General features: G+C 66.7%; 15 protein-coding genes. 13 read left to right on the top strand and 2 right to left on the bottom strand.

Annotated elements, in window-relative coordinates; translation table 11 throughout:
- The first annotated feature begins 7 nt into the window (after nt 1-7).
- Genes ACWA1Q_RS08895 through ACWA1Q_RS08885 form a run of 3 tightly spaced genes read left to right on the top strand, consistent with a single transcriptional unit; the run spans nt 8 to nt 2,896 of the window.
- Nucleotides 8-769 carry a lysophospholipid acyltransferase family protein gene (locus tag ACWA1Q_RS08895; protein ID WP_463756743.1) on the top strand — a complete coding sequence of 254 codons (762 nt, stop codon included), beginning with the start codon at nt 8-10 and terminating at the stop codon, nt 767-769.
- The gene (locus tag ACWA1Q_RS08890) at nt 766-1,893 is read left to right on the top strand and encodes an NAD(P)H-dependent glycerol-3-phosphate dehydrogenase (protein ID WP_463756741.1); all 1,128 of its coding nucleotides are present in this window, start codon (nt 766-768) and stop codon (nt 1,891-1,893) included. Before ACWA1Q_RS08895 ends, ACWA1Q_RS08890 begins: the two co-directional genes overlap by 4 nt.
- Complete coding sequence (locus tag ACWA1Q_RS08885) at nt 1,796-2,896, top strand: D-alanine--D-alanine ligase family protein (protein ID WP_463756740.1); 1,101 nt, start codon at nt 1,796-1,798, stop codon at nt 2,894-2,896. The genes ACWA1Q_RS08890 and ACWA1Q_RS08885 overlap by 98 nt, the downstream gene beginning before the upstream one ends.
- A gap of 92 nt (nt 2,897-2,988) precedes the next feature.
- Here ACWA1Q_RS08885 and ACWA1Q_RS08880 read toward each other — a convergent pair whose 3' ends face one another.
- A complete protein-coding gene (locus ACWA1Q_RS08880) occupies nt 2,989-3,492 on the bottom strand; it encodes a DUF3515 family protein (RefSeq protein ID WP_463756738.1) in 504 nt (167 codons plus the stop codon).
- A 24-nt stretch (nt 3,493-3,516) separates the two neighbouring features.
- On the opposite strand from ACWA1Q_RS08880, the gene thiL reads away from it, so the two are divergent.
- On the top strand, nt 3,517-4,530 hold the full coding sequence (gene thiL / locus ACWA1Q_RS08875) for a thiamine-phosphate kinase (RefSeq protein ID WP_463756736.1): 1,014 nt from the start codon (nt 3,517-3,519) through the stop codon (nt 4,528-4,530).
- Between the two features lie 144 nt (nt 4,531-4,674).
- Here thiL and rsmD read toward each other — a convergent pair whose 3' ends face one another.
- On the bottom strand, nt 4,675-5,244 hold the full coding sequence (rsmD, locus tag ACWA1Q_RS08870; RefSeq protein ID WP_463756735.1) for a 16S rRNA (guanine(966)-N(2))-methyltransferase RsmD: 570 nt from the start codon (nt 5,242-5,244) through the stop codon (nt 4,675-4,677).
- Nucleotides 5,245-5,305: 61 nt separating this feature from the next.
- Here rsmD and ACWA1Q_RS08865 point away from each other — a divergent pair, with 61 nt between their 5' ends.
- The 9 genes from ACWA1Q_RS08865 (at nt 5,306) to mutM (ending at nt 15,177) form a co-directional block, all read left to right on the top strand.
- Nucleotides 5,306-7,489 (top strand): ATP-dependent DNA helicase RecG, encoded by a 2,184-nt coding sequence (locus tag ACWA1Q_RS08865; protein WP_463756733.1) that lies wholly within the window; start codon nt 5,306-5,308, stop codon nt 7,487-7,489.
- A gap of 93 nt (nt 7,490-7,582) precedes the next feature.
- Nucleotides 7,583-8,065, top strand: coding sequence for a pantetheine-phosphate adenylyltransferase (gene coaD, locus ACWA1Q_RS08860; RefSeq protein WP_463756731.1), 483 nt, complete (start codon nt 7,583-7,585; stop codon nt 8,063-8,065).
- A complete protein-coding gene (locus ACWA1Q_RS08855; RefSeq protein WP_463756730.1) occupies nt 8,062-9,093 on the top strand; it encodes an AAA family ATPase in 1,032 nt (343 codons plus the stop codon). Before coaD ends, ACWA1Q_RS08855 begins: the two co-directional genes overlap by 4 nt.
- Before the next feature lie 5 nt (nt 9,094-9,098).
- A complete protein-coding gene (locus tag ACWA1Q_RS08850) occupies nt 9,099-10,433 on the top strand; it encodes a DUF58 domain-containing protein (protein ID WP_463756728.1) in 1,335 nt (444 codons plus the stop codon).
- Nucleotides 10,420-12,741, top strand: coding sequence for a transglutaminase TgpA family protein (locus ACWA1Q_RS08845; protein WP_463756726.1), 2,322 nt, complete (start codon nt 10,420-10,422; stop codon nt 12,739-12,741). The genes ACWA1Q_RS08850 and ACWA1Q_RS08845 overlap by 14 nt, the downstream gene beginning before the upstream one ends.
- 52 nt (nt 12,742-12,793) lie before the next feature.
- On the top strand, nt 12,794-13,360 hold the full coding sequence (locus ACWA1Q_RS08840; RefSeq protein WP_463760821.1) for a YceD family protein: 567 nt from the start codon (nt 12,794-12,796) through the stop codon (nt 13,358-13,360).
- Nucleotides 13,361-13,363: 3 nt separating this feature from the next.
- Nucleotides 13,364-13,567: a 50S ribosomal protein L32 gene (gene rpmF / locus ACWA1Q_RS08835; RefSeq protein ID WP_121674044.1), complete on the top strand. Its 204-nt coding sequence runs from the start codon at nt 13,364-13,366 to the stop codon at nt 13,565-13,567.
- A gap of 31 nt (nt 13,568-13,598) precedes the next feature.
- Nucleotides 13,599-14,297 (top strand): ribonuclease III, encoded by a 699-nt coding sequence (rnc, locus tag ACWA1Q_RS08830; RefSeq protein WP_463756725.1) that lies wholly within the window; start codon nt 13,599-13,601, stop codon nt 14,295-14,297.
- Nucleotides 14,281-15,177: a bifunctional DNA-formamidopyrimidine glycosylase/DNA-(apurinic or apyrimidinic site) lyase gene (gene mutM / locus ACWA1Q_RS08825; RefSeq protein ID WP_463756723.1), complete on the top strand. Its 897-nt coding sequence runs from the start codon at nt 14,281-14,283 to the stop codon at nt 15,175-15,177. Before rnc ends, mutM begins: the two co-directional genes overlap by 17 nt.
- Nucleotides 15,178-15,345: the final 168 nt, after the last annotated feature.

The raw sequence follows: 15,345 nt of genomic DNA, 5'->3' as shown, positions 1-15,345 counted from the left end.
TCGGCCCGTGACGAAATCTGAGAAGCACCGACGGGCGAGTCCCGAAAAAACCAAACCGTCGATCTACTGGCTCCTGGCCTCGATCGCGCTCCCGCCAGCCGGACTGATGATGAAGATCCGGATCCGGGATGGGCACAAGCTGCCCATCTCGGGCCCGTTCATCCTCGCCCCGAACCATTTCAGCGAAATCGACCCGATCGTCATCGGTGTCGCCGTCTGGAAGATGGGACGAGCGCCGAGGTTCATGGCAAAGGCCGGATTGTTCAAGGTGCCCGTCATCGGTACCCTGCTCACCAAGTCCGGGCAGATCCCGGTCGAACGCGCCGGATCCACTCGCGGGAACGACCCGGTTCAAGCCGGAGGCGTGCTCGTCGAACGCGGGCAGGGCGTTGTCATCTATCCCGAGGGCTCGCTTACGCGTGATCCCGATCTGTGGCCGATGCGAGGAAAGACCGGAGCCGTCCGGGTCGCTTTGGCCCAAGGCATCCCGATCATTCCGATCGCTCACTGGGGCACGGACAAGGTCATGGCGAGGTACTCGCGCAAGATCAGCTTCTTCCCGCCCAAGCCGATCGACGTCAAGGTCGGAGACCCGGTCGACCTGTCCGCGTTCACGGACCTGCCTCTGAACTCATCCACTCTCGCTGAGGCAACAGCCGTTGTCATGAAAGACATCACGACCCTGCTCGAGGATCTCCGGGGAGAGAAAGCCCCGCGCGAGCCGTGGGATCCCAGCAAACACAATCAGAAGGACACAGGCCGATTTTGAGCCGACGACTCACCGCCCCGGCACGCGTGACGGTGCTCGGCACCGGTAGCTGGGGAACCACATTCGGCAAGATCCTCGCCGACGGCGGCGCCGACGTCACCATGTGGGCGCGTCGCCCCGAACTCGCTCGCGAGATCGCGAAGCAGCACCGCAACAGCGACTACCTGCCCGGGGTCCAGTTGCCGCCCAACCTCACGGCGACGTCCAACCTCGCCGAGGCCCTTCGCGGTGCTCAGCAGGTGTTCATCGCCGTTCCCAGCCAGACGCTGCGAGACAATCTCGTTGCCATCCGGCCCTTCCTCGAGCCTGAGACGATCGTCGTGTCGCTCATGAAGGGCGTCGAGAAACGCTCCGGTCTGCGGATGAGCGAGGTGATCCGCCAGGGACTGGAGATCGACCCGAGTCGCATCGCCGTGGCATCCGGGCCGAACCTCGCCCTCGAGATCGCGCGGGAACAGCCGACGGCCGCCGTCATCTCCTCCGTCAGTCTCGAGACCGCCCAGGCCGTCGCACTCCTCGCTCGTAACCGCTACTTCCGGACGTTCGTGAACACGGATGTCATCGGTACCGAATTCGGCGGCGTTCTGAAGAACCTCATCGCGGTCGCGATCGGCATCGTCGACGGTGTCGGCTACGGCGAGAACACCAAGGCGTCGATCATCACCCGCGGCCTCGTCGAGATGACGGACTTCGCTGTGGCCCAGGGCGCCCAGGCCGAAACGCTCTCCGGCCTTGCCGGACTCGGTGACCTCATCGCCACCTGCCAGTCGCCGCTCTCACGGAACAACACGGCCGGGCGACTGCTCGGTCAGGGATATAGTTTCTCGGCGGTGGTCAAGCAGATGCAGCAGACCGCTGAGGGCCTCGCCTCGGTGGCGCCCGTGCTCGAACTGGCCCGGTCCATCGGTGTGGAAATGCCGATCGTGGAGCAGGTCAAGCAGGTTCTCGACGGCACGCTCGACCCCAAAGACATTGCACCTCACCTCACGACAGACAGCGACGAGCCCCAGGGCGAAAGGATCAACGATGACGCAGAAGCGCCTGGTGGTGGTGTTGTTTGGAGGTCGATCAAGCGAGCATTCGATCAGCTGCGCGACGGCGGGCGGAGTCCTCGCGGCGATTGACCGTAACCTTTTTGATGTGATCCCGGTAGGGATTACCCGCGACGGCGCGTTTGTCCTCGAGGAGGACGAGCCGGAGAAGTTCGCACTCGATCCCACCCGGCTTCCTGAAGTCGTCGACAACGGATCGCGCGTGCGCTGGCCAGACAGCATCCGCACCCGCGAGTTGCGCGTCGTCGACGCCGATGGAACCGAGCGGTCGCTCGGCAACCCCGACATCGTCTTTCCGATCCTGCACGGACCGTACGGCGAGGACGGCACGCTGCAAGGCATGCTCGAGCTCGTCGGCTACCCGTACGTCGGCAGTGGCGTGCTCGCCTCTGCCCTCGGCATGGACAAGCACTTCACCAAGACCGTTCTCGAGCACGCTGGAATCACCGTCGCGCCGTGGCGCACGGTGACCGACATCGAGTACCGCTCCAACCCGCAGCTCGCTGTGGAGGCGCTTTCGGTGCTCGGTTCTCCCGTGTTCGTCAAGCCGGCCCGCGCCGGGTCCAGCGTCGGCGTCAGCCGCGTGTCCACGGCGTCGGAGATGGATGCCGCCATGCGCGTCGCCCTCGCCGAGGACTCGAAGGTTCTCATCGAGGCCGGTGTTCCTGGTCGCGAGGTCGAGATCGCGGTTCTCGGAGGCCGTCCGGGGCAGCCCGCCCGGGCATCCGTCGCCGGTGAGATTGTGATCTCGGGTCGCGAGTTCTACGACTTCGACGCCAAGTACCTCGATGCTCCGGGCATCGACCTGATCTGCCCGGCTGACCTGCCACCCGAGATGCTCGAAAAGCTGCAGTGGATCGCCGTTCGCGCATTCGAGGCGATCGGTGCAGAGGGGCTCGCCCGCGTCGATTTCTTTCTCCAGCCGGACGGTTCGATTATCGTCAACGAGGTCAACACGATGCCGGGCTTCACCCCGATCTCGATGTTCCCGAGCTGCTGGATCGCGTCTGGCCTCAGCTACGGCGACCTCATCACCGAGCTTCTCGACGTTGCAGCTGCGCGTCGCGGCGCCTGACGACGAGTTTCACTCGATACGGACGGGATTCACCCGGCGCGCTGGATGAATCCGTCCGTCGTGAGTGAATTCGTGGCGTGTGACGCCAGGATTCAGTCGAGAACGTCGTCGGGTGAGATGCACGCCGACGTGGCCGGGATCGCCTGCACGGCAGAGGTCAGGTCGATGAGAGCCGTCGTCCCCGAGACGCCGCCGGTCTCGGCATCCGCGTTGATGACGACCTCGATCGCCGGCTCGCGCCCGTAGGTGGTGTACCGGTAGGTGTCGTCCGCGGCATCCGACTCATCGGCGATCCAGTCGACACCGTTGAGCGCGATGCAGGCATCGGTGGTCGGACCCGGCACGGCGACACCGCAGTGCAGGATGACGGCGGCGGGGGTTCCCCACGCACCCGTTGCCTGGGCGGACGTTTCGCGCTTCGGCTTGTCAGCAACGGTGTCCGGAAGCCGCACGGTCACGTCGGCACACGCCGGGTCGTTGGCGTTGTCGGCCGGTTCGAGGGGAACGGCCTGGACACAACCGGTGAGCAGGGTCGTCGCGAGGACGACGAGCAACGAAGTGCCGGTGAGGGAGCGGAGCGCGGTGCGGGAGATCATCCCTCTCAGGCTACCGTTGAACGCATGAGCGAACGCGGAGAGAACGCCGGTCCTGGCGAGAGCACTGACACTGTCGGCGACGTGCACGAGCTCGCGGTGCTCGACAGGATTTTCCCTCTGCTCCCGGTGTCCGACAGCCAGTTGCTCGGACCCGGCGACGACGCCGCTGTCCTCGCGGCCCCTGACGGCCGGTTCGTCGCGACGACCGACATGATGGTGCACGGCCCCGACTTCCGCGTGGCCTGGTCTACGCCCCACGACCTCGGCTGGAAAGCCGCCGCATCCAACCTTGCCGACGTCGCCGCCATGGGCGCCAGGCCGACGGGACTCCTCGTCGCCATCGCCGCACCGCGCGGCACTGCGGTGAGCGTCCTCGAGGGCATCTCGATGGGGCTGCGGGATGCCTGCGCACAGCTCGCTCCCGGATGTGGCGTTGTCGGGGGCGACATGTCCGTCTCCGACACCCTGACTCTTGCCATCACAGCGTTCGGCGACCTCGAGGGGCGACCCCCGGTGCTGCGGAGCGGTGCGCGATCGGGCGACGTCCTCGCTCTCGCGGGGGACGCCGGCCGGGCCGCAACCGGATTACGTCTGCTGTTCGAACAGGCCGTCGATTCGGACGGCGGTCCGGATGCCGCGGCGGCTGTAGCGCTGCGCGCCCGCGAGCCGGACCTCGTTGGGGCGCAACTCGCTCCGTCGCCCCCGATTGTCTCTGGTGTCGATGCGGCCGTCGCCGGAGCATCCGCCATGCTCGACGTCTCGGACGGGCTCGCGCTCGATGCTGCTCGGATTGCCAAGGCCAGCGGGGTGCGCGTCGATGTGTTCCGGAGTGCCCTCGGCGACAACCCGGAGGCTGCGCTGCGCGGGGGAGAGGACCACGCACTGCTCGCGACGTTCCCGCCGGAGGTGACCCTGCCTCGGGGCTTCCGGCCCATCGGGCGGATCGAGAGCGGGAGCGGTGTCACCCTCGATGGGGCGGATGTCGGCGGCGTGCTCGGCTGGGACCCCTACGTCGGCTGGGACGGGCACGCCGGCTGAGCCGGCGTGAGGCGCCCGGTTCGTTGCTCGGCCGCTTTTGGTCCGAGTTGGAGCTAACTTTCAGCCATTACTGACCGAGCAATGCGGTTGTCCAGCGATTAGTGGCCGAGCAACGCCCGGCGGGAGCGCGGCGAGGCCTGGAGACTACGCGGCGGGCGCTGGTTCCGCCCACCAGACGAGGGTCTCGCCGTACTTCTTCGAGCGGATCGGGACGAGCCCGTCCGGCCAGGTGGGTTCGGGAGTACGTTTGCTGCGCTCGACCACGACGAGTGCATCGGCGCCGAGAACGCGGGGGAGCAGGGCAAGGTTCGCCGTCAGCTCGGACTCCGGCAAATCGTACGGCGGGTCCAGAAAGACGAGGTCGAAGGTACCGACGGCGGACTCGAGGTAGCTCTGAACCGACCGTGCCGCGACCGTCACCGTGAGGGGGGTCGGCGCCGCCTTCTGCACTGCGCGAGCGTTGTCCTTGCAGACCGCAGCTGCCGAGGCAGCCCGTTCGACCAGCACGACCTCGACGGCTCCGCGGCTCGCAGCTTCGAGGCCGAGCGCACCTGAACCGGCGTAGAGATCGAGCACCTGGGCCCCGTCGACGGCATCGCGGGCGTCGAGAGCGGAGAACATCGCCTCGCGCACCTGATCGCTCGTGGGCCGGGTGCCCGACTTCGGCACCTTGAGGGGCAGGGAACCGGCAAACCCGGACACGATTCTCGTCACCCGCCAACAGTACCCTCGGTGTGGGCGGGGAAGCGTCGGTGCCGGTGCCTAGACTCGGAGTATGCCGACCGACCCGACCGCCACGAAACTCGACGGAGTTCTCGGCGGCCGCACGGCAGCAGCATTCAAGCGAGCGTTCGGCATCGTCACGATCGGTGACTTCCTCGAGCACTACCCGCGTCGGTACGCAACCCGGGGAGAGCTGACCGCGCTCAGCCGCATCCCCGTCGGCGAAAACGTGACGATCGTGGCCGAAGTATTCGATGTGCGCGAACGCCCCATGAAGGCCCGCCGCGGATCGATCCTCGAGGTCCGGATCACCGACGGCCAGGGCATCCTCATCCTCACCTTCTTCAACCAGTCCTGGCGCACCAAAGAGCTCGCGCCCGGCGTGCGCGGTATTTTCGCCGGCAAGGTCGGCGACTACAAGGGTGCGCTGCAGCTCGCTCACCCCGACTACGAACTCTTCGACGCGGCAGCGCAGGGCACGGGTTCCGACGCAGCCCGCAAATGGGCGATGACGCCCATTCCGATCTACCCCGCGACAGCTAGTGTCGCGAGCTGGCAACTGGCCAAGGCCATGTCGCTCGTGCTCGACAGCCTCGATCCACTTCCTGACCCTCTGCCGGAGGAGGTCCGCGAGCGCGAGAACCTTCTCGGATACAGCGAAGCGATCGAAAAGATCCACCGCCCACAAACGGATGCCGACTGGCACGTCGCGCGCGACACCCTGCGCCACCGGGAGGCATTCCTCCTGCAGGCCGCTCTCCTGCAGCAGCGGCAGATCGCCCGCTTTGAGGAGACCGAACCGAGGGTTCCAGCCGCGGGCGGATTGCTCGAACGCTTCGACGCCGCGCTCCCATTCACTCTGACCGGCGACCAGCAGGACGTCGGTCGCGAGATCGCCGACGACCTCGCAAGCGCCGTTCCGATGAACCGGCTGGTGCAGGGCGAAGTGGGCTCGGGCAAAACGCTCGTTGCCCTGCGGGCGATGCTCACCGTCGCCGAGTCCGGCGGTCAGGCGGCGCTCCTCGCCCCGACCGAGGTACTCGCGGGCCAGCACCTGCGCTCCATCGTCAAGTCGCTCGGCCCCGATCTCTCGGCGACACTCATGCCCACGCTCCTGACCGGGCAGATGCCCGCCGCAGAGCGCAGGAAGGCGATGCTCCGCATCGTCAGCGGGCAGGCAAAGATCGTCATCGGCACCCACGCCCTGCTGAGCGAGAACGTGACCTTCTACGACCTCGGGCTCGTGGTCGTCGATGAGCAGCACCGGTTCGGCGTCGAACAGCGCGAGACGCTCCGGCAGAAGGGGCACCGACCGCCGCACGTCCTCGTGCTCACGGCGACCCCGATCCCACGCACCGTCGCCATGACGGTCTTCGGCGACCTCGACGTCAGCACGATCCGGGAACTGCCCGTTGGCCGGGCCGGCATCGAAACCTTCGTGGTCGGCCTCGTCGACCACCCAGCCTGGATCCACCGCGTCTGGACGCGCGTCGCCGAAGAAGTCGCAGCAGGCAGGCAGGCGTTCGTGGTCTGCCCGGCGATCGACGTCGGCGAGCCGGAGGACGACGGTGAACCGCCCGTCAACGTCGAGCCCGCGGAGCCGGAAGGCAAACCGGAGCGCCCCCGTGCAACCGTCGTCGGGACCCTCGCCGAACTCACAGCTACTGAAGCCACCACGTCTCTCCGGCTTGCGGCGCTTCACGGACGGATGCCGAGCGACGAGAAGGATGCCATCATGCGCCTCTTCGCGGCGGGCGGCATCGACGTTCTCGTGGCGACGACCGTGATCGAGGTCGGCGTCGACGTACCCAACGCCGCGGCCATGGTCGTGCTCGACGCCGACAGGTTCGGTGTGTCCCAGCTGCACCAGCTGCGCGGCCGCGTCGGCCGTGGCGGGCTGCCGGGCCTCTGCCTGCTCGTCACCGCAGCCGAGCCGGGCAGCATTGCACGGGAACGTGTCGACGCGGTTGCGGCGACCCTCGACGGCTTCGAACTCGCCCAGGTCGACCTCGAACTCCGGCAGGAGGGCGACGTCCTCGGCAGCGCGCAGTCCGGCGGCCGGTCATCGCTGAAACTTCTCCGGGTCGTGCACGACGGGGATCTCATCGCCCTGGCGCGGTCCGAGGCAGCAGCGGTCCTCGACTCGGACCCGGCGCTGTCGGAGCATCCCGTCCTTCGCGCGGCCCTCGAGCAGCGCGTGGACGCCGTCACCCGGGCAGCGCTCTCGAAGAACTAGCGGCGTCCGGCGGCTCGAACGGGGGTCGCTCTCTCCCTGACGGTTTTCTGATGACCGTGGCCGGGTGGCAAACCTCCCCGGTAGGCTGAAAACATGAAGAGGATCGCTGTCGTTCCCGGCTCGTTTGACCCCGTCACCCTCGGTCACATGGATGTGATCCAGCGGGCAGCCGGCCTGTTCGACGAGCTCCATGTCCTCGTTGTGCACAACCCAGGCAAGACAGCACTGTTGCCGATCTCCGAGCGGGTGTCTCTCCTCGAACGATCGATCACGGATGCCGGCGACCCCGGAAACATCACGGTCGCCTCGTGGAGCATGGGACTTCTCGTGGACTACGCGACGGATGTCGGGGCATCTGTGCTCGTGAAAGGTATCCGGTCGCAGGTGGACGTCGCGTACGAAACACCGATGGCCATCGTGAACCGCCACCTCGCCGGTGTTGAGACGATCTTCATGCTCCCCGACCCGGCACATGCCCACGTATCCAGTTCCCTGGTCCGCCAGGTGTCCGGTCTCGGCGGTGACGTCAGCCCGTATGTCCCGCCAGCCGTTGCCCGATTCCTGCAGGCATCATGACCAGCCTGCCGACGCACGCACCGACCGACGGTTCACCCGTGCTTGACGCCGACGTCGAGGGGATGCCGACCGCTGAGGCACATCGGCTCGCGTCTGACATCATCCGCAACGTCGAATCGGTCATCGACGGCAAGCACGCTGCCGTGCGCACCGCGCTCACCGTTCTCCTCGCCGAAGGCCACCTGCTCATCGAAGACGTTCCGGGTGTCGGCAAGACAATGCTCGCGAAGGCGCTTGCCCGGTCGGTGCACGCAACGGTCAGCCGGATCCAGTTCACCCCCGACCTCCTGCCGAGCGACGTGACGGGAATCTCGGTCTACAACCAGGCTGATCGCCGGTTCGAATTCAAGCCGGGCGCGGTCTTCGCGAACATCGTCATCGGTGACGAAATCAACCGAGCGTCACCGAAGACGCAATCGGCTCTCCTCGAGTGCATGGAGGAACGCCAGGTCACCGTCGACGGCTCCACGTACCCGCTGTCGAGTCCGTTCACCGTCATCGCCACCCAGAACCCGATCGAAATGGAGGGCACGTATGCCCTCCCAGAAGCGCAGCGTGACCGATTCATGGCCCGGATTTCGATGGGGTACCCAGACGAGGGCGCCGAATTGAGCATGCTCTCCACCCGCGACATCTCGAATCCGCTGGCCGCACTCGAGCCCGTCGTTTCTGCCGCATCCCTCCGGCGCATGATGGTGTCCGTCCGGAACGTCTACGTCTCGCCGAGCGTCAAAGAGTATGCGGTCGGCATCGTTCGTCAAACGCGGACGCACCCCGACCTCCGGCTGGGCGCCAGCCCTCGGGCAACTCTTCAGCTGGTTCGTGCGGCAAAGGGCCTCGCTCTCGTCTCCGGCCGCGACTTCGTGCTGCCCGACGACATCGATGAACTCGCCCTTCCCGTCCTCGGCCATCGCCTCATGCCCACCAGCCGGGCGCTCGGCCACCACCAGCACGGTGACGAACTGATCGCCGACCTCGTCGGCAGAATCGTCGACACCGCCGTCGTTCCGCCGTCCAACACGAGGTAGCCGACGTGGCATCCCAGTCAGGCCGGTTCCGTGCCGTCCGTCCGACGGTGCGAGGCTGGGGTGTGCTGTTCGTGGGGAGCGCCGTCCTTGTCGCCGCCACAGTGGTCGACCGGCGCGAGGGCATCTTTCTGTTCCTCTTCCCGATTCTCCTGTTCACCGGATCCGCCGTGTACGTGAGAACACATCGCCCGCGGATGTCCGCCGTGCGAACCTTCACCCCAGCCTCCGTCTCGGTGGGAGAGCCCGCGCTCGTCCGCACCGTCGTCGAGACCCGGGACGAAGACATCGCCGCGATCGCCTCCTGGCGTGACGAAGTGCCGCCCGTCTTCGCGCGGACCCCGAGCGGCGAGCTCCCGCGCCGGCTCCCGGGTAGTGTCCGCGGGTACCGGGCACTTCTCGAGTACGAATTGCGCTCCGGTTCGCGCGGACGATACTCCGTCGGGCCGTTTCGAGTGCGCCATGGTGACCCGTTCGGCCTCGTCACGACGGAGCGGAGGATCGCTGACCCCCAGCCCCTCATCGTGACCCCGCGGGTGACCGATCTCTCCGACGCGGGGCTGCGATCCGCGAGCGGAGACGGTGCCCAGCATGACCTGAGCCACCTTGCCACCCAACGCGCCGACGAGCTCATCGCTCGTGAGTACCGCCCCGGCGACCCGCTGCGCCGTGTGCACTGGCGGCAGACAGCGCGACGCGGTGAACTCATGGTCCGGCAGGAGGAGCAGGAGGGCGACCCCGAAGCGACGCTCCTCCTCGATAGCGCTCTGGCGACCAAAGGCTCGGCAGCGGGCGCAACATCGAGCCTTCACTTCGAACGGATGGTGGAACTCACCGCGTCGATCGGCATCCACCTTCTCGATTCCGGTTATGCGATCTCCCTCGTCGAAAGCGCAACGGATGCCGTCCCTCTCGCGGACGGCACGGTTCCGTTCCGCATCTCCCGCTTCTCCTCCGGCGACTCCGGCGGTTTTCTCGAGACCCTCGCCGACGCCGAACGGTTCCCGGTGCCCGAGCTCTACGACGTCAGCGCAGGCCTCCACCGGGTCATCGGGCGCACCGGAACGGTCATGCCCGTGTTCGCTGTCCTCGGGCGGGTGTCGCCGCTCGGTGCCCGACGTCTCGCCACTGCGAAGGTCAATGCTTCGCCGGCGGTGGTGTTCCTCACCCGTGCGGCCGAGAGTTCCCGGGCACGGGATGTCGACGAGCTGACCACACTCTCGGACGCCGGCTGGAGAGCCGTGCTCGCCGACGAACAGACGAGCGTCGAAGCAGCCTGGACCCGCGTCGCCTTCGGGGATGCGACCGTTGCCGCACGGGGTGGTGACCATGTCCGTCGTTAGTCCGCCCAGGCCGGACGCGCGGCCGTCGGCGACGCCGCCACGTCGCATCCGTACCCGGGCCCAGGCCGAACTGGCCGAGCGCCGATCCTCAGCTCACCGCCTCTGGCCGCTCAGCTGGGCGCTCGTCCTGCTCTACGTCATGAGTGTGTCGACGCTGAGCCCGCTTCTCGACGGAGCGTCCTGGTGGCTGGGCATCGCCCTCATGGGCACGATCGTTCTGACATCAGCGGCGGCCGCGCGATCGATCGGGGCGCGAACATGGATCGCGACGCTCATCGCCTCCGGGGTCTGGCTGGCGCTGCTCGTGCTGTTCTTCGCGCCCGACGAATCGTTCGCGCTCGTTGTGCCGACGTTCGAGACGGCCGGTGCATTCGTTGACCTGGGCCGCCAGGGTCTGCAATCCATCGCGAGTCAGGGCACCCCGGCGGATGCCGATATCGGCATCCGTTTCGTCCTCGCCGTTGGAGCGGGAGCGTTCGCGATCCTCCTCGACGCGGTCGCGATCGGCGCCCGGATTCCCGCGTTCGTCGGTGTTCCCGCCGTCGCCATTGCCTTGATCCCGGGTTTCGTCAGCGGTGACATCAACCTTGTCGCCCTCGCCCTGTGCGGTGCCGCCTACCTCGTCGTTCTCTGGTCGGATACGCGAGTTCGACGCATGTACTCCCGCCGCCCGGGCGGAATGCTCAGCATCGGTGCACTCGCCGTCGTGGGCTCGCTCGTCTTCGCTGCCGCGGCGCCCGGCTACAACGGCGAGAGCCTGCTCCCGTCGAGCGGGGGATCGGTGTTCGGGCGCGGGGTGAGCCCGCTCGCCGACCTCGGCAAGGATCTGCGTCGCCCCGGCGGCGCCGAGCAGTTCTCCTACGTGACCACGACCGACGAGTCTCTGTACTTCCGACTCCTGACGCTCGACCAGTTCAACGGCACCACCTGGTCCGCCGGCGACGAGCGGGTCCGTCAGCTCAACGAGCCGAGCACGATGATCGCTGTTCCGGGTCTCTCCGATGACATCGTCACCGAGCCCACGACGACCACGATCCAGGTGAACGCGATGATCGCACCGTGGCTGCCGGTGCCGTTCCCCAGCGTGCGCGTGCTCGGCGCGGACGGACGATGGATGTGGGACACCGAGGGCCTCACGCTGTCGAGCCGGCTGGCGAGCGCTGCAGGTCAGAGTTACATCGCCGAGAGCGTCTTGATTCAACCGACCCGTGAGCAGCTCATCGCAGCGCAGCCCGCGATCCCCCCGAACGTCCAGCGCTTTCTCGAAGTCCCCGAGGAGATCCCGGCGATTCTCGGTGAAACGCTCGCCGAGGTGACCGCGAACACCTCCAACGCGTATGACACCGCGTTCGCGATCCAGCAGTACCTGCGAAGCACCGAATTCCTGTACTCCGTCGAAGCGCCCGTTGAGGACGGCTATGACGGCGACGGATTCGACGTGATTGCCGAGTTCCTCGAGAAGAAGAGCGGATACTGCGTGCACTTCTCCTCGGCGATGGCCATTCTCTCCCGGATGGCTGGGATCCCCGCCCGGATCTCACTGGGATACCTGCCGGGAGACCGCGTCGTCGGCGCAGAGACCCGGCGCACCTACACCGTCGGAACAGATGACCTGCACGCCTGGCCGGAGCTCTACTTCGCCGGTGTCGGCTGGGTCCCCTTCGAACCGACGCCTGGTCGAGGGGTCGTGCCGGACTACGCACGCGCCGAGACGAGCAGCAACGACGGCCGGGACGTGCAGGACGCGCGGCAGGCAGAGCGGCAGCAGACCGACGAAGCTCCAGTCGCACCGCAATCGCCCACGGAGGCAGCCGGAGGTGGCGTCGTCGGACCTCCGTCGACGGCGGCGATGGTTGGCGCCGCAGCGGTTCTGATGCTGATCCTCGGATCTCCCGCTCTTCTCCGTGCGTTCCGCAGACGATCACGGGTCGCGAACGTCCGTTCCGGTAAAGCGGGGGCACTCACCGCCTGGCGCGAGGTGTCGGATGCCGCACAGGATTGGGGGCTCCCGGTCAGCGACGCCGACACGCCGCGAGCCTTCTCTGCGGTCCTCGCCGGTAAGGCAGGTTTCAGCAGTAGTGAGCGCGAGGCCCTCAACGCCCTCCTCGACGCGGTCGAACGGGCGCGTTTTGCCGACCCGGATACGACAGCCCGTCGGCTCAGCGGGCCGGCCCTTGCCGAGAACACCGAGATGGTGACGGATGCTCTCCGTCGCCAGGCGGGGATCGCCGACCGGGTGCGCGGAACGCTCGCACCGGCATCCATTCTCTCCCCGGTGTACCGCGGTCCCGTACCCGAGCCCGCCTGAGGCTCCTCACTCAGGGGGCACCCAGACCACGCGGTGTGTGCCCGATACAATCATGGGTGTGAGTAAAAACAAGAAATCGCCGTTCGCGGTCAATATCCGCGACCTGGTCCGCCAGCCGGGCGAAATGCGCGAACACGACCTCGTCGTGAACACGCCCGAACAATTTGGCGAGGGCCTGATCGCTGTTCAGGCGGGCACGCCGGTGCATGAACGCATCCGGCTCGAGTCCGTGCACGAGGGCGTTCTCGTGACCGCTGAGATCGAAACCGTGGCCGTCGGAGAGTGCGGCCGATGCCTGACTGACATCAAGCAGGGTGTCCAAGTCGAGTTTCAGGAACTTTTCGCGTACTCTGGGAGCGAAGCCTCTGACTACGAGGTTCACGATGACCACGTGGATCTTGAACCTCTCATCAGGGACGCAGTGGTTTTGTCGCTGCCGTTTCAGCCGGTATGCCAGCCAGATTGCCCAGGACTCGACCCCGAGACCGGCGAGCGGCTGGCCGAAATCCCGGACAATGAACCCCAAGAGACCGTCGATCCTCGCTGGTCTGCGCTCGCCGGGTTCTCCTCAGACCCAGGCTCCGACAACTCGGATGCTGTAAGCAAAGAAGAGAGATAAGACATGGCTGTTCCGAAGCGCAAAATGTCACGAGCCTCTACCCGTGCACGCCGTGCACAGTGGAAGGCCACGCCCCCGACCCTGGTGAAGACCGTCGAAAACGGCAAGACCACCTACAGCCTCCCGCACCGCGCGAAGGTTGTCGAAGACTCCGCAGGCACCGCACTCTTCATGGAGTACAAGGGCCGCAAGGTCGCCGACGTATAGTCTGCGACCAGCACCACTGCATCGCATTTAGATGGCAGAGAGCTTGACAGACCGAGGGCCGCTTCTTGCGACCCTCGGTGTGTCGCTTAACCCGGACATTCTCGAGCACGCACTCACGCACCGGTCTTTCGCGTACGAAAACGGCGGCATCCCGCACAACGAGCGCCTCGAGTTTCTCGGCGACTCCGTTCTGGGCCTGTCCGTCACGCAAAAGCTCTATCGCGAGCATCCGGATCTTCCCGAGGGAGCGCTCGCGAAGATGCGGGCGAGTGTCGTGTCGACGGTTGCGCTTGCCGAGATAGCCAACACCATCGGCCTCGGTCAGTATCTGCGGCTGGGCCGTGGTGAAGAGCTCACGGGCGGTCGCGAGAAAGCATCGATCCTCGCCGACACCATGGAAGCCCTCATCGGCGCCATCTACATCGACCAGGGGCTCGAGACCGCGAGTGCGCTCGTGCTGCGGCTCGTCGAACCGCTCCTCGCGGACCCCGCACGGTTTGGCGCTGCCATGGACCCGAAGACGAGCTTGCAGGAAGCCGCCGCTGCCCACAACGCACCGTCGCCCGTTTACACGATGGAGAGTTCAGGACCCGACCACGATCGCGTCTTCGTCGCAACGGTCACGGTCGGCGACCTCGTCACCGCCGTCGGCAAGGGCACGAGCAAGAAACACGCCGAGATGGCCGCTGCTCTCACGGCGTGGACTGAGCTGAGTGCCCGAGCTTCCTGAGGTCGAGGTCGTTCGTGCCGGCCTCGAACCCGCCGTCAGCGGTGCTCTCATCACCGGAGTCGAGGTTCTCGATTCCCGGTCTCTGAAACGCCACGACGTGGCATCCGGCCCGTTTCTCGCCGCTCTTGAAGGCCGGACGATTCGTGCGGCCGCGCGACGGGGAAAGTTTCTCTGGTTTCCGCTCGACAACGGCACCGCGCTCGTCACCCATCTGGGCATGAGCGGCCAGATGCTGTTGAGGAGCCCTGGCACCATCGACCCGCTCACCCGCGTTCGCCTCGCGATCGAGTCACCGGATCACGGCGAGCTGCTGATCAACTTCGTCGACCAGCGCATCTTCGGCGGGATGGCGGTGGATACCCTGCTGCCAACGCCCGACGAGTTCCCCGGCGGATACACCGGTGCTGTTGCCGGAGATCCGCTCGTTCCGAGCCAGGTCGCCCACATCGCCCGTGACCCGATCGACCCTGCCTTCGACGAAGCACGCTTTCTGATGTTGCTCGGGCGCAAGGCCACCGGCACGAAGCGGGCCCTGCTCGACCAGACGCTCATCTCCGGAATCGGAAACATCTACGCCGACGAAGCGCTGTGGGCGGCAAAGATCCACTACGAGCAGCCCGCTGCGTCGCTGTCCACGCGTCGCGCCGCGCTTCTGCTCGCCGAGGTGCGTGCCGTGCTGGCGAAGGCCCTGGCCGAGGGTGGCACGAGTTTCGATGCCCAATACGTGAACGTGAACGGGGCGTCCGGGTACTTCGCGCACAGCCTCAACGCTTACGGCAGGCAGGGGCAGCCGTGCCCGCGCTGCGGCACGGTGATCCGGCGCGAGAAGTTCATGAATCGGTCGTCGCACTTCTGCCCGAGGTGCCAGCGCCGGCGCTGAGGCGCTTCAACTCCGCGCTGCACCGCATCGAATTGCCCCAAAGTGCTGTTCGCGCTGCCGCGACGAGCTGATTCGCCACGAACTGCTCTTCATTTGAGCTGTTGGCGACATAGTGTGGCGATTCACGCTCGTGGGCCATCGACGGATGCCATCGATCGGTCCCGAAGG

The sequence above is a fragment of the Mycetocola sp. TRD_SC_2 genome, assembly GCF_055361225.1.
The sequence above is the reverse complement of the archived record's forward strand: the minus strand, read 5'-3'. Positions and strand labels throughout refer to the sequence as shown.